This window comes from Streptomyces sp. NPDC005017 (genome assembly GCF_042873115.1).
In the GTDB taxonomy this organism is placed as follows: domain Bacteria; phylum Actinomycetota; class Actinomycetes; order Streptomycetales; family Streptomycetaceae; genus Streptomyces.
Genome location: NZ_JBIALD010000014.1, coordinates 124,043 through 137,942 on the forward strand (window position 1 = coordinate 124,043; position 13,900 = coordinate 137,942).

Annotated in this window: 9 protein-coding genes; 3 read left to right on the forward strand and 6 right to left on the reverse strand. The window is 73.3% G+C overall.

Features of this window, described 5'->3' with window-relative positions:
* Positions 1-67 precede the first annotated feature (67 nt).
* The 5 genes from ACFYR0_RS22285 to ACFYR0_RS22305 form a co-directional block, all read right to left on the reverse strand.
* Positions 68-1,921: a BTAD domain-containing putative transcriptional regulator gene (locus ACFYR0_RS22285; protein ID WP_389330637.1), complete on the reverse strand. Its 1,854-nt coding sequence runs from the start codon at positions 1,919-1,921 to the stop codon at positions 68-70.
* Positions 1,922-2,183: 262 nt separating this feature from the next.
* A complete protein-coding gene (locus ACFYR0_RS22290) occupies positions 2,184-5,147 on the reverse strand; it encodes an ATP-binding protein (protein ID WP_389330639.1) in 2,964 nt (987 codons plus the stop codon).
* Between the two features lie 120 nt (positions 5,148-5,267).
* Positions 5,268-5,468: a hypothetical protein gene (locus tag ACFYR0_RS22295; protein ID WP_389330642.1), complete on the reverse strand. Its 201-nt coding sequence runs from the start codon at positions 5,466-5,468 to the stop codon at positions 5,268-5,270.
* Between the two features lie 228 nt (positions 5,469-5,696).
* Positions 5,697-8,732, reverse strand: a complete 3,036-nt coding sequence (locus tag ACFYR0_RS22300) for a type 2 lanthipeptide synthetase LanM family protein (RefSeq protein ID WP_389330646.1) — start codon at positions 8,730-8,732, stop codon at positions 5,697-5,699.
* Positions 8,733-8,980: 248 nt separating this feature from the next.
* On the reverse strand, positions 8,981-10,162 hold the full coding sequence (locus ACFYR0_RS22305; protein ID WP_389330649.1) for a helix-turn-helix domain-containing protein: 1,182 nt from the start codon (positions 10,160-10,162) through the stop codon (positions 8,981-8,983).
* 231 nt (positions 10,163-10,393) lie between these two features.
* Here ACFYR0_RS22305 and ACFYR0_RS22310 point away from each other — a divergent pair, with 231 nt between their 5' ends.
* From ACFYR0_RS22310 to ACFYR0_RS22320, 3 genes are all read left to right on the forward strand, one after another.
* Complete coding sequence (locus ACFYR0_RS22310) at positions 10,394-10,825, forward strand: peptidase inhibitor family I36 protein (protein ID WP_389330652.1); 432 nt, start codon at positions 10,394-10,396, stop codon at positions 10,823-10,825.
* Positions 10,826-11,175: 350 nt separating this feature from the next.
* Positions 11,176-11,772, forward strand: coding sequence for a TlpA family protein disulfide reductase (locus ACFYR0_RS22315; protein ID WP_389330655.1), 597 nt, complete (start codon positions 11,176-11,178; stop codon positions 11,770-11,772).
* Positions 11,773-12,016: 244 nt separating this feature from the next.
* On the forward strand, positions 12,017-12,484 hold the full coding sequence (locus ACFYR0_RS22320; protein ID WP_389330657.1) for a hypothetical protein: 468 nt from the start codon (positions 12,017-12,019) through the stop codon (positions 12,482-12,484).
* A 266-nt stretch (positions 12,485-12,750) separates the two neighbouring features.
* Here ACFYR0_RS22320 and ACFYR0_RS22325 read toward each other — a convergent pair whose 3' ends face one another.
* Positions 12,751-13,797, reverse strand: coding sequence for a hypothetical protein (locus tag ACFYR0_RS22325; RefSeq protein WP_389330660.1), 1,047 nt, complete (start codon positions 13,795-13,797; stop codon positions 12,751-12,753).
* Positions 13,798-13,900: the final 103 nt, after the last annotated feature.

Consider the following 13,900-nt stretch of genomic DNA (forward strand, 5'->3'; position numbering starts at 1 on the left):
GCCGGGACCGCCGGGGGCCGGTCAACGCTGACCGGCGGTCAGCTGAGCCGAGACCGCCGGGAGCGGGTCATCCCTGGACCGGCGCGGGTGCGGCAGACCCGACGGCGTGCACGTACAGCCGTATCAGATGCGGCAGTTCGTACTGGGCGGCGTGGGCGGTGACCTCAGCGCAGGGCGAGGTCACCATGCCGGCCTCGATCAGTTCCTCCACCACCCGCACCGCGTGCCGCTCGTCGCAGCCGAGGGCCTCGGCCGCCTCGGCCAGCCCGAACGGGCCGTCCCCGGTGCCCAGGGCGAGCCGGCCCGCGTCCCGGCCGCGGTCCTCGGGCAGCGCCGCCCAGCCGCGGGCCAGCCACCGCCGCACGGACACGTCCCCGGAGGTCAGCTCGTCCAGCGCTCCGACGGGGTCGCTGAGCCGGTCGGCGAACTCCCGCAGCGGGACGTGGCGCAGGACCGCGAGGCGCATCCCGCTCACCCTGACCGCCAGCGGCGACCCGCCGCAGGCCCGCACGATCCGCAGCGCCGCCTCCCGGTCGGCCCGCACCCGGCCCGGGCCGACGAGCCCGCACAGCAGCTGCAGGGCCTCGGCGGTGCCGAGCGGAGGCAGGGGCAGCCGCTGCACGGGGGCCAGTCCGCCGAGCTGGCCGCGTGCGGTGAGCAGCACCCTGCCCGGCCCGCCGGACGGCAGCAGCGGGCGTACGGCACTCTCGTCCGGCACGTCGTCGACGATCACCAGCACGCGTCGCTCCGCCAGCCACGCCCGCCACGCCTCGGGCCCCTGCGGCGCGGGGCGGCCGGTGAGGGCGCCGGTCTCGGCGAGCACGGCGTCCAGTGGCCGGGGTCGGCCGTCCGGGTCCCGCAGGGAGACGAAGAACCGTCCGTCGGGGAAGCGGTCGCCCAGCAGATGCGCGGCGCGTACGGCCAGCGCGGTCTTCCCGGAGCCGGCCGGACCGGACAGCAGCACGACACCGCCGAGGACGTCGTCCGTCAGCAGGTCGAGGAGGTCACGCAGTTCCCCGCCGTGGCCGGTCAGGTCGGCGAGGTCGGGCGGCAGCGCGGCCGTGGCCGGACATCGGCCCGAGCCGTGCCGGGCCCGCGCGGGGCCGGTGTCCGGGTCCGCCCCCGAGCCCTCGTCGCCCGCGAGGACCGCCCGGTAGCGCGCAGCCATGGCACCGCTCGGCTCCAGGCCCAGTTCCCTTGCGAGCAGCTGCCGGTAGTCGTCGTACACCGCGAGTGCCTCGGCCTGCCGGCCGGACGCGCTCAGCGCGCACATCCACGCGGACCGCAGCCGCTCCCGCAGCGGATGCCGTTCCACCAGGTCGCGCAGCCCCTCGACGACCGTCGGCGCGCCGCCGAGCCGCAACTGCGCCTCCGCCCAGCCCTCGTACGCCGTGAGATGGCGCAGCTCCAGCCGCTCGGCCTCCTCGGCGAGCCGGGGCGAGCGCCGCAGGTCCTCGCCGAGCGGTGGCCCCTGCCACAGGTCGAGGGCCTGCCGCAGCAGCGGGGCGGCCGCGCTCGCGGGCCGCGCCTCGGCGCCGCGCACGAGGGCGCGGAAGCGCAGCAGGTCGAGCTCGTCCTCGCTCGCCCGCAGCACATAGCCGGCGCCCGTGTGGGAGAGCCGGGGACGGTCGCGGTCGTCGTCCGCGAGCAGGGCGCGCAGGGCGCTGACGTAGACCTGGAGGTTCTTGCGGGCGGTACGAGGGGGTTCCTCGGGCCACACCGTGTCCGTCAGGGCGTCCACGGAGACCGGGCTGTTGGCGGAGGTGAGCAGCGCGGCCAGCACGACGCGCTGCTTGAGCGGGCCGAGCGGCAGCGGGCGGCCGTCCCGGTGCACCGCGAGCGGGCCGAGGACGGAGAACCGGAGCGTGCCGGGCGGTGCTGCGGGCGGTGACACGGCGGGCTGCGCGGTCGGACGCGGCATCGAGCGGACCTCCGTGGGGGCGAAGGGGATCGGCCGCTCGATGATCCGCCGTGGCCGCCGCGTCGCACATCGGTACCGGGCCCGCAGACTCCTGACACGGGCGGGGGCGTTGTGGGGGACGGACCCCCGCACATGGGGGCGGCGCCCCCATACCGGTGCGGGTGGCCCCCATCAACGGCGGCCGTGACGCGCCCTTTTGGCCGGTGGCCGTGGCCAGGGCCTTCTGGCGGATCCCCGTGGCGTCGCGACGCCCGAGGAGGCCCTAGCGGGGCATGGGTGCCTGCCGGCCGCGTGGCTCCTGGTCCTGTGCCCGCCGCGCGGACAGCGCGCACAGCGCCGAGCGGTCCGCGCTGGCGGTCTTGCTCATCAGGCTCGCCATGTGCTTCTCCACCGTCCGGGGCGAGATGCACAGGCGGCTGGCGATCTGCTGGTTGCCGGGCCGTTCGGCGAGCAGGACGAACACCTCGTACTCGCGTGGGGTGACGCCGACCGCGCGCAGTTCCGCGGGGATCAGCTCGCGGCCTCCGCGGCGCTGCGGAACGCTGACGCCCGACTGACGCAGCAGGGCCCGGCAAGCGCCTGCGACCGGCTGGACGCCCGCCTCGTGGAAGTACTCCTCGGCGGTCCGCAGCCAGACGACCGGCTCGCCCCACGCGTCGTCCAGGGCCCCCTCGGCGGTCAGGCGCAGGGCGAGATGCCACGCCTGCGGGAACGCGTCCGCCGAGCGCCGGGCCTCCCGTAAGGAGCGCAGCGCGCCCGTCTCGTCGCCTTCCCGGCCGCGCAGCAGTGCCTCCGCCATGCCCAGGAACATCCGGTTCCAGGCCAGTTGCCCGCCGGGTGAGGCGAGCGCCTCGCGGTGGGCCCGGGGGCCGTCCTCGTCGCGGGCGAGGACGCGCAGCAGGGGGCGCAGCCCGTAGCTGCCGCTGAGGTAGAAGAAGCTGGGGTGTTCCCGCTCCCAGGCCGAGGCGGCGTCGAGTTCGGCGGCGGCCCGCGCGCGGTCCTCGGCCATCAACGCGCCCAGGGCCAGGCACAGTCCGTGCTGCAGGGGCGCCAGCATCGACTCCTCGCCGCCGGCCCGGCGGAACCGCGCCAGGGCCCGCTCCTGCTGACGGGCCCGCCCCTGGTGTGCGGCGAGGGTGGCGTCGACGAGGAGCAGATAGCGGTGGGCGGACAGGTTCTGCAAGCGGGCGCTGGCCTCCACGCACCGCTCGACGATCTCGCCGGCCCGGTCCCAGTGGCCGGCCAGGACAGCCTGCATGGCGAGCAGTCCGTCGGTGGTCTGGAGCAGGGCCAGCGAGCCGAGTTCGTGCGCCGCCGCCCGGGCGGACTCCAACTGGGCGGCCTCACCGGTCCGCAGGAACGCGTTGGTGCCGAGCCGCACCAGAGCCTCGGCCCGGCACACCGCGAGGCGGTGCCGCTCGGCGACGGTCAGCATGCGCACCAGACAGGCGTCGGCCTCGTCGAACCCCCGCTCGCGGGACAGCAGCGCCAGCAACTGCCAGGCACGGCAGGCCACCACGGGCCGGCCGCGTTCCTCCGCGGTGAGCGCCGCCCGCCTGGCGGAACGTTCCGCCTCCTCGAGCCGCTCGCGCCCGCGCGGCCCGTCCTGCTCCGGCAGCAGCAGGAGATGCCCCTCGACCACCACCAGCGCCGCCTCCTGCTCCGGGAGCGGCGGCGTCCCGAGCAGGGCCCGGGCCGCCCCGATCCGGCGGCGTGCCTCCTTCGGCCGCTCCGCCATGGTGGCGACCCAGGCGACCTGGGTGTGCGCCTGCGCCCGCTCCTCCGCCGCGCGGGACCCGGCGACGGCCGCAGGCAGGTCGTCGAGCAGCGCGGAAGCGGTGTCCAGACGGCCGGACTCGGCCTCCGCGATCGCCAGTTGTACGGTCACCTCGTCGCGCTCCCCGTCGGGTGCCAGTCCGCGGGCGCGCTCCAGCAGCACCGCCGCCGAACCCGACGCACCCGCGTCCAGCATCTGCCGCCCGACCTGGGCGAACTGGCGGGAGGCCGTCGCCCTGTCGCCCGCGGCCAGCCGCAGCGTCGCCACCAACTGACGCTGCTCGCCCGACAGTTCGACGGCCGACTCCTCGATGACCGCGGCCGCGCGGCGGGCCAGCGCGGCCTGCTCGGCGGGAGGCAGCGACGCCCTGAGCGCCTCCGCCGTCAGGGCGTGGCGGAAGGTGTACCGGTCGTGCGCCGCCCCGTCCGGGGCGATGATCCCGGCCTCCGAGGCCGACCGCAGATGCGCGAAGAGCGCCCGGTCGTCGAACCCGGTCACGGCACCGACCGCCTCGACGGAGAACTGGCCGCCGAGCGTGGCCGCGACGAGCAGCAGCTCCCGCACGGGCTCGTCGAGCCGCTCCAGCCGACGCGCCCAGCTGCGCACCGCCCCGGTCGGCACCGGCGGCTCGCCCTGCTCGGCCAGGAGCCACCCGCCGTCGGACCGGCTCAGCCACCCCGTGTCCACCAGGTCGGCCAGCAGCACCTCCACCAGATACGGGTTGCCGCCCGCCCGCCGGGCGAGATGCCGGTGCGCGGCCGGGGGCACCTCACCCGGCGCAGCGCCCAGACACGCGTCCACCATGTCCCGTACGGCGTCCTCGGCGAGGGACCCCAGCTCCCGTAACTCGGCCGTGTTGCGCAGCTCCGCGGCGAGCGCCAGGTCCAGCGCCGGGCCGGGATCGGGCCTCAGCGTGCCGACCAGCAGGACCGGCAGACCGGCCACATTGTCGACGAGGTACTCCACGACCGCGATCGTCTCGGTGTCGGAGTCGTGCAGGTCCTCCAGGAGGATGACGCAGCCCCTCTCGCGGCCGAGCACGGCCAGCAGTCTGAGCAGCGCCTCCGCGAGTTCGACCAGCGAGATCGCGTAGCCGGAGGCCGCCGCCGCGGACCGCCACTCCGGCACGAGTCCGGCCAGCGCGGGTCGATAGGGGGCCAGCTCGGGGTCGTCCGGGGCGCCGGCCGCCCTGAACCGCGACGCCAGCGCCTCGACCAGCGGCCGGAAGGGCACGACCAGCCCGGTGGACGTGGCGCGGCCGCGCAGCACCGCCATGTCCTGGGCGTAGGCGCGCAGGGCGCATTCGCCGACGAGCCGCGACTTGCCGATGCCCGCCTCACCGAGCAGGAACACCGCCCGTCCGGCGCCCTTGCCGACACCGTCGAGGGCACTGTCCAGCAGCCCGATCTCGGCGTCCCGCCCCACGATGACCGACGACATCGCACGCATGTGCGCAGGCTACGTGAACCTTTCAGCACATGGCAGAGGGCCGGGGAGCCCCCCGGCCTCCACCCACTCTTTCCGGTCACCGTCCCCGGCGGTTCGCGGGGCGGCGGGTGCGCCCTTGCCTCAGGCCAGCGTGATGGTGCCGGTGGTGAAGGGCACGTCCACCGTGGCGGCCGTGTCGAGTTCCGCCGTCCTGAGCAGCCGGCCGCGCAGCCCCAGCGCGCCGCCCGCGCCGAGTGTCACTTCCCCGACCGGGTGCTCCTGGCCCGCGGTGTCCGCGTTCGCCCCGCCGTCGACGTACCTCACCGAGTCAGTGATCTGCATGGTCCCTCGCCTCGTCCTTCGTGTGGGCAGGAGTGGTGGTCGTGCCGGGCCGTGCGTGGTGCGGTGGTACGGCATATGGAGTGCGGTGGTGCGGTGGTGCGGTGGTGCGGTGTGAGAGGTGCGGTGGGCCCGACGGTGTTGTCGGGGGCGGGAGTTGGGGGGACGGGGTCCGTCCCGGGCCCGGCGCCCGGGGCTGGGGGCGTGGGTCGTGCCGGGCCGGGCCGGGCGTCAGGGCGTGGCCGCCGGATCGGTCCCGGTCCCGGTCTCGGTTCCGGGGCCGGTCGTGGTCGTGGTCCCGGGGCCGGTCGGTCGCAGGAGGAGCAGGGACGGCACGCGTTCCGGGAAGCCCGCGCGCAACAGGCCGTGTCCGATCCCGGCCAGACCGGTCAGCATGCCGGGGTGCGGGACGCCGTCGGGGGCGCCGCCGCGCGCTCCGGCCTGCTCCACGGACGCGAGCAGCGCCCCGGCCCTGCGGACCCAGGGGCGGCGAGCCTCCGGGAGCGCGTCGTGCGCCAGCAGCTCGCACAGTCCGGCCTCCCCGTGGCAGAGGCTGTCGTCGGGAGCCTGGTGCGCCCGCCCCAGTTCCTCTGCGCGTTCCCGCGCCCAGGCCGCGAGGCGCGGGTCGTCCAGGGCGCCCGGCGCGTCCAGCACCGCGAGCGCGATCCCCGCGCGCCCGCCGCACCAGGCGGACGCCCGCGCCTCGCCGTCACCCCCGCCGACGGCCGCCCGCAGTGCCGCCGTTCCCGCCCTGCGATGGGGCTCCACGACGTCGGCGCCCCCCGCCCCGGCGGCGGACCAGGCGTCCGCGAAGCGCAGCAGAGCCCAACCGACGCCGGCCGTCCCGTTGGCGAAGGACCCTCCGAGGCCGGTGAGTTCGGCGGCGGCCAGCCGGTCGGCGCAGTCCCGCGCGGCCCGCAGGTGCTCCCGCCCGGCGCCCCCGACGCCGGCCTGGTGGGCGGCCAGCAGGGCGGCCAGACCGCCCGCGACACCCGTGGCCAGCCCGAGATCGGTCTCCGTGCGGGCCGCCTCGGCCGCCAGGCGCAGCGCGGCGGGCGCCGCCGCGCGCAGATCCGGGTCGTCGAGCAGACGGGCCGCCTCGGCGAGGGCGTACGCGATGCCACCGAGGCCCGAGAAGGCCCCGGAGCCCACCGCGCCGAGGTCGCCGGGCCGGGCCGCGAGCGCCTCGAGCAGGGCGGGCACCGGCGTCAGCGCCGTACGGGCCGCTTCCGCGTAGTGCGCGGCTCCGGTGAGGGCCGCCAGCTGGGACAGGAACAGGGCCGGTCCGCTGTAGCCGCCGGCCAGGTCGGCGGCCATGGGGCCGATGCGCCAGTAGCGGTCGTCCAGCAGTTCCAGGCCGATCCAGTTGCTGCGGGGACCCTCGCGGTAGGCGAGGGAGACGAGCCGGTCACCGAGCGACCGGGCCGCCGACAGCAGCCGCTCCGGCTCCGGGGCGAGCTGCGCGGTCCGCGGGCGCCTGCCCGCGGCGGGCCGGTGCGCGGGCTCGGGAGAGGCCGTCGCCATCGCGGCCCGCACGATCCACTCCTGGTCCTGCCGGTCGACGGTGTCCAGGGCCGCCAGCTTCGCCGAGACGCGGGCGATCCCGGACAGGCCGACACGTCCGACCGGCAGGCCGCCCGAACCGAGGAGCCGCTCGCCGCCCGGCCGGGCCGTGAACAACGGCACGTCTCCGCACCAGAGTTGGACGATCTCCTCCTCCACCGCACCAGGCTCCGGCAGCACGCCGAACCGGCCGGTGCGCAGCGTCGCGAGGACCCGCTGCCGTTCGCCCGCGTCCTTCAGCAGGTCGGGGTGGGTCGTCTCGTCGAGGAGCATGCTGTACACCCAGGTGGGCCGCAGCACGACCCGTACCTCGTCGTCGGCGAAGGCGGTCAACGGGCCCGGCGCGGCGAGCAGTTCGTCCCAGGCTCCGCTGATCGCCGAGTACGCGGCACGGAACCCCGCGCACAGCGCCTCCACATGAGCCCCCGGCTCGACGGGCGTACCGTCCGCGAGCCGCGGCCGGTTGGCGGACTCGTCGAACCGCCCGGCCCTGCGCACCAGTCGCATCCGGTCGGTGCCCGCGTCGGCCCAGTCCGCCCGGTCCACGGGCGACACCGCCGCACGGCCGCCGCCGACCGCGGACACGTCCAGGGCGCTGTGGTCGCCGACCAGGAGCTGGGGCAGCAGCCCGACGCGGTACACCGAGTCGTGCAGGGCACGGGCGGCGGGGTCCTGCGTCTCGGCACCCGGCAGCGGCGGGTGGAACAGGGTCTCCACGTCGACCAGTACCGGATGGGCGCCGACCGCGATCAGGTTCTCGTGGTGCAGGTCCGTCCCGTCGAGCAGATGCAGCAGGGCCAGCAGCGCGCCCTGGCGGCGATAGAAGGCGTCCACCTCGGCATCGGAGGCACAGGGCCGTGCGTCGACGAACTCCACCCAGCCGTACGCGCCCCGGTCGAGCACTTCCAGAGTGCGCAGCTCCACGGCACCGGGAAGCCGGCCGAACCAGCCGACGAGATCGTTGAAGTGCCGGTGCGCGGCGAGCGGCCGCGGCTTGTACACCAGCCGGCTTCCGTCGGCGAAGCGCAGCAGCATCACGCTGCGGCCGCCCCGGTGCCCGTCGCCCGCGCCCGGCTCGACCCCCACCAGGCGCCCCGGGTCCCGGCCGGACTGCCCCCACAGACCGCCGGCCAGGAGGACACGGTCGTCCGCGAGCCGCTCCAGCGCCTCCGCCGTCGTGTCCGCCGCGTCCAGCGCCGCCCGTCCCAGGATCCGCGCCAGCACCGGCCGTCCGGCCAGCAGATCCGTCAGACCCCGCCGGGTGGCGACCCGCCCGAGGAAGTGCCGGAACCTGGCCCGGGAGTCCTCCCCGTCGAGCCGTCCGGCGGTGCGCGCCTCGTGCAGTTCCAGCACCAGCGTGCGCGCCGCGGCCCGCGCCAGCCGCGCGCCCAGATGCCGCTCCAAATCCCCTCGTACGGCGTCCAGGTCCACGAGGTCTCGCGCCCGGGCCGACAGCCGCCGCTCCAGCCGCTCGCCCGCACAGCGGGTGAAGGGCCGCAGCACCCATGTGAAGCCGCTCAGCCCCGGATGCTCCCCCTCGGGAGCGAGGGCCTCCACGGGCGCGACGTCGGCGGCCTCCTCGGCGAACGCGGCCCAGTCCGGCCGCCCCCGCCGCGCGTCGGCGGGGACCAGTCCGGCCTCCCACCACCGCTCGATGCCCGACAGCGCGGCCGAGGCCCACCCCTGTCCGGTCTCCGCCGCCATCGTCCCTCCCCGAGGATCGGGCCCGCCGTCACCGACAGGCCCGATCCTCGTACGGCGGGTGCGGACACCGCATGGGGGAGAATCCCCCATGTTCTACGGGGGCCCGTGTGCGCCGAGCTCGCACGGGGCCCGTGAACGCCGGACTCGGTGCCCGGTGCCCGTACGCGGCCGCGGCCGACGGCCGTGTTCCGGCGCGCCGCACGCCGTACCACCCGTACTCGGCCCTCCCCCCACCGCCGGGCAGGGGTTCACAGCGAGCGCAGGCCCCCCGAGGTCGAGTGCCGGGGCGTGGGGGACCGGGGCGCGTCGGCGGCGCGCTCGCAGTGCGGCCAGTCGCCGAAGTCACGCTGCCGGGTCCACAGTTTCCGGGCCGCCTGGATGTTCCACTCCGGGTCCAGGGCCTGGCGCGGTGTACCGCCCAGCTCGCGCAGTCGGGTGTCGGAGATCTGGAACAGGCCCCAGTTCCGGGTGCCGTTGGTGTTGGGGAGGATGTGCAGCGGGTCGAGGAAGGACTGGCAGTCGGCGATGGCCACCGCCTTGTCCGGTGCCTCGGGGAACACCTCCCGGACCCGCTGCCGCACCTTCTGCGGTGACCACACGGCCATCCGGACGCGCGAGGTGTACAAAGCCTTCTTCGTCGGCTCCCCGACGACCCCGTTGGCCTGGAGTCCGGCGAGCACCTGGAAGGCCGTGACGCGGCGCAGTGTCTGCGGCCCGAAGTCGCCGTCCACGTCGATGTCCGCGCCCTTGGCGTGCAGCAGGCGCTGCACCTCCCGCACGCATTCGTCGTGCTCGCCCATCGCGATCACGGGCGGGCAGTTGGCCGAGAACAACGGCCGGTTGTCGCCGGTGCGGGGTCCGCCACCGTCGGGCGATCCGCCGTTCGACAGGGCCCAGGCGGAGACGGTCACGGCGACGAGGACGGCGGCGGAGACGACAGAGGTGCCCAGCCGAAGCCGACGAGACCGCCCGGAGGGCCGGATTCCGGGCTCGGCGTCGGACAACTCGTCGGGGCCTGGGCTACTTTCGCCGACGGGCTGGTCGACGAAAGGGGCCGCCTGGTCGTCCGCACGTCCGTCGGTCTCTGTTGCACCGGCGGTGGTACCGGCACCGGCACCTGCGTCAGGACTGGCAGTGCCATCGGGACTGGCAGCGGCATCGGAGGCGGCGGCACTGGCGACCCGTTCCGCGTCAGCCAGTGCCCACAGGCGGTGCAGGGTGCGCAGTTCGTCAGGGGTGGCGCCGCAGACCGTGGCCAGCCGGTGGACGCTCCCGTAGTCCTGCGGCACCGAGGTGCCCCGGCAGTAGCGGTGCAACGTGGAACTGGCCAGTCCGGATTTCCTGGCGAGGGCGTCGTAACTCAGACCGGACCGGCTCTTCAGCGAACGCAACAGCGCGGCGAACCGCTCTGTTTCTGGGCATCCGGACACGCCTTTCCCCCTTCGGCATCCCCAACAGCACGCTGGTCTGGCGGCTTTGCCGACACTCTGCCACCAATGGCGTCCCATGGCCGTCCCAATGAATCCGGAATACGCCAGGCAGGCCGTGGGATGACGTCCCGGCGTCCCAGTGGGCCGCTTCGGCCTTGTCCGGACCGGTCGGGTCTTGCCAGGTTCGAGCCGTCCGCACGACCGTCCCCGACCTCCGAGGAGACCAGGCCCATGCGCCTTTCCCTTCGTCGGCACACCCGTACGACCCCGCTGCTCGCGGTTCTCACGGTCAGCGCAGCCGCCGCCACGGCCCTGGCGTTGCCGACCTCCTCCGCGTCTGCGGCCCCGGTCAAGCCGGCCGCGGTGGACTGCCCGTCCGGGCACGTCTGCTTCTGGACCGGCGCCAACTTCACGGGCAGCAAGTGTCAGTGGAACGAGGCCGACCCCGACTGGCAGGGCGGCAACGTCAGGTGTTCCTGGGCCGCCACGACCAACGTGAAGTCGGTGTGGAACGCCGGCACCAGCTCCGCCACGGGCGTCGCGTACTACCTGGGCGCCAACTACTCCAACCGCATCGGCTGCACCCGGCAGCAGCACGGAGGCAACCTGGCGGGCACGTACAAGGTCCGTTCCCACAAGTGGATCTCGAGCAGCTGCGGCTGACCGGCCCCCGGCACTGACGCGGCGGCGTACACACCCCTCGGGTGTGTACGCCGCTTCGGCGTCCCACCGCGCAGGTGGAGAGCCGGGATGGAAGAAGACACCGGATCCGGCTCCCTCGCCCCCCGTCTGACGGCTACGGCGGGCCGATTGTTCGCGATCGCATCGGTGAGGCCCGTACCGCGGCGGGACGGTGGGTGAGACGCTGCGGATGCCGCGTCTCACCCACCGCAAGACTCCGCCACAGCGGATGCGTACGGCACCACAGGTTCGGACGGCGTAGGACGGCAACTCCATCTGGACGTATACGGGGTGACTGCTTGTCAGCGCAGGGGGCGTGGGAAACTCGCCTCATGACTCTCAAGCCCATTGCCCGTGCAACTGCACTGACCACGGCGGTCTCGCTCGCTGCGCTCTCCCTGTCCGGCTGTGGCCTCGGTACCTCCAAGAGTGGCGGTCAGACCAACTTCGTAACGGGCGCGGACGGCATCGCAACGGTCGCTGCGGGAGAACGGAAGCCTGTCGGCTCGGTCAGGGGCGAGACCGTCGACGGCGGGCACATCGATATCGCCCGCTTCAAAGGCAAGGTAGTTGTGATTAACGTCTGGGGCTCTTGGTGCCCGCCGTGCCGGGCCGAAGCCCCGTACCTGAATCAGGTCGCCAAGGAAACGAAGTCGAAGGGTGTTGAATTCTTTGGCATCAACACTCGGGACGGAGAGAAGATTCAGGCCAAGGCATTTGAAGATGAGGCCAAAATCTCCTATCCGAGCCTGTACGATCCGTCCGGGAAGGTTCTCATGTCGGGCTTCCCTAAGGGGACGGTGAGTCTTCAGGGACTTCCGGTCAGCATTGTCTTGGATCGAGAAGGAAAGATAGCGGCCCGGGTGTTCGGTGGAGTCGATACCGAAAAACTGCATAAGATGATCGACCCCGTACTCAAGGAGAGTTAGTAACCGACCCGAAAGGGAGGCTCTCCTCCTCTGGTGCGGGAACTGTATTCACAGCATCCGGAATTTCATTTCAAGAAATTCTGACGCTAGCCGGGCGACGCTCTGCGGCGACTTCACTGCACCCCGCGCGGCATCCCGACTGCTTTGCCCTAAATGCCCGAAAGGTTGGCAATCGGCGCACTTGCGGCATCCTCGAGCTGTCTGAAATTCGCTCCCGTTCGTACATTGGTTCGAGTATGATCATTTGGTCGATTACCGCGAATCTATTTTGGGGGGGAAATTGACCACTTCCTTTCGCAACCGCGCGATGACCGTTCTCACCGCTGCTGCTGTCATGACAGGCGCCGCGATGACGCTCGGTGCGGGTAACGCCGTGGCAGGGCCGAACGCTTCGTTCAGTGTCAGCGGCATGGCGGCGGACGGCTCGCGCACCATCACCATCAAGACCGGAGGTACTACCGCCGGCGTCGTCAAGTGGACAGCCAATGGGGACAAGCTGACTGCAAGCGATTCCAAGTCGGACGGCTACGGTGTTTCTGGCTACGTGACTGCCAACCCTTACCTCATCGCCGACACATCGGGGCACACTGCTCCGTACACGGACACTGCGCAGCGGGACCTGCGTGAAAACAGGACCTACACGTTCTGGGCCTGCATCGGAAGCAACAGCGCGGGTCTCACCTGTTCTGAGGTCTACGACGTCACCTCGTAACAACCCGCATCGCCGAGTGTGACCTCTGCGAAGTGGTCGAGAGCAGCCCTTGGGCAGCGCTCATGAGGACTCGGTCGAGCAATACAAGAGGCTCCTGGTAGGCAGGACGTAATCAACTCGCCGTCTACCAGGAGTCTCCTGCTGTTGGTCGACGGCCGGATCTCGCCCGCCGACTGGGCGGCGTTTCTGATCCGGAGCGCTGAAAGCTCAGAAGCCGCGAAGGTGCGCTGACATCCGCGTCACCAGAGCCCACGAACGGGTGCGTGTCAACGTGAGGTGACCGCGCGAAACGACCACTCGTGCACCGCCGCCGCGCGGAGCGTGTCCTCCAGATGCCGGACCTCGTCCGACAGGGGATCGCCGCTGCCGAAGACGCGGTCGGCGAGCTCGGTGAGCGTGTCCCCGTCGTCGGGCGTCGGCGAGAACAGCACGCTGTAGAGCGCGTCGAGGTTCTCGGCATGGGCTTCGGCCGCCGCCACGCCGGTCCAGACGTCTGCGCAACGAAGCCGCAGCAGCGTGATGAACGACTGGAGGGCGTCCCACTGCACGTCCGGGTCGGCGTCGGCGCGCAACCGTGCCCGCAGGTCGGCGTACAGCTGCGGCAGACCGATACCCAGCACGCGCGTCCCCGCGTACGTCCACAGCGCTGATCCGGTGGAGGTGCCGCAGGCTTCCCAACGATCCTTCCACAGCAGGCGGGTGAAAGCGGCCCGCCCACGGTCGCCGTGCAGGGAGATCCCCAGGATCAGACCGCCGTTGCAGTCGACCGAGGCGTGGTCCTCACCCCATGCGACGAGCCGGTCCAGCCATGCAGGGTCTTCGGTCTTCGGGGCGAGGACGGGAAGGAACTCGGGGAACAGGGCGGCCCCTTCGTACTTCTCCAGCGCCTCGCCGATCTCACTCCGCAGTTCCTCGCACGGCAGGTGCAGCAGACCGAGGCACGCGTCCCTCGACACGTAGTGCGAGCCGTCGACGTGTTCCCACAGCAGGGGCACGGCCGGGGCGTACCCCAGACGGCCCACGGCCTGGAGCACGACGGACGGCACGTCGTCGCGCAGTCGGCCTCCCTCGACCGTCGCCTCCAGCAGGCGCGCGGCCAGCCGCCGGTCACCGTGACGGGCAAGGACCGGCACCAGCGCATCGTGCGCGACGGGCGCCGAGAGGAACAGCGGGAGGAGCGCCTCCGCGTCCGCCGGGCCGCCGTGCCGGAGCACGGCCTCGGCGGCCATGGACTCCCACTGCCACGACACCCCTGGGGCGTCGTCGCGGGCACATCGGTCGAGGATGGCCTGCGCGGCCGGGGACAGCGTCAAGTCGGCAACCGCCTCTGTGTGGACAACATCGCACATCATGGCCCAGGCCGTTCCTCCGATGCCACGCGGTTTCCGAACCAGCCCGGCGGCGGTCGCCCGCATC

Coding starts and splice junctions, on each gene's coding strand:
- ACFYR0_RS22285 (WP_389330637.1), bottom strand. CDS start 1,921: ATGCCGCGTCCGACCGCGCAGCCCGCCGTGTCACCGCCCGCAGCACCG.
- ACFYR0_RS22290 (WP_389330639.1), bottom strand. CDS start 5,147: ATGCGTGCGATGTCGTCGGTCATCGTGGGGCGGGACGCCGAGATCGGG.
- ACFYR0_RS22295 (WP_389330642.1), bottom strand. CDS start 5,468: ATGCAGATCACTGACTCGGTGAGGTACGTCGACGGCGGGGCGAACGCG.
- ACFYR0_RS22300 (WP_389330646.1), bottom strand. CDS start 8,732: ATGGCGGCGGAGACCGGACAGGGGTGGGCCTCGGCCGCGCTGTCGGGC.
- ACFYR0_RS22310 (WP_389330652.1), top strand. CDS start 10,394: ATGCGCCTTTCCCTTCGTCGGCACACCCGTACGACCCCGCTGCTCGCG.
- ACFYR0_RS22315 (WP_389330655.1), top strand. CDS start 11,176: ATGACTCTCAAGCCCATTGCCCGTGCAACTGCACTGACCACGGCGGTC.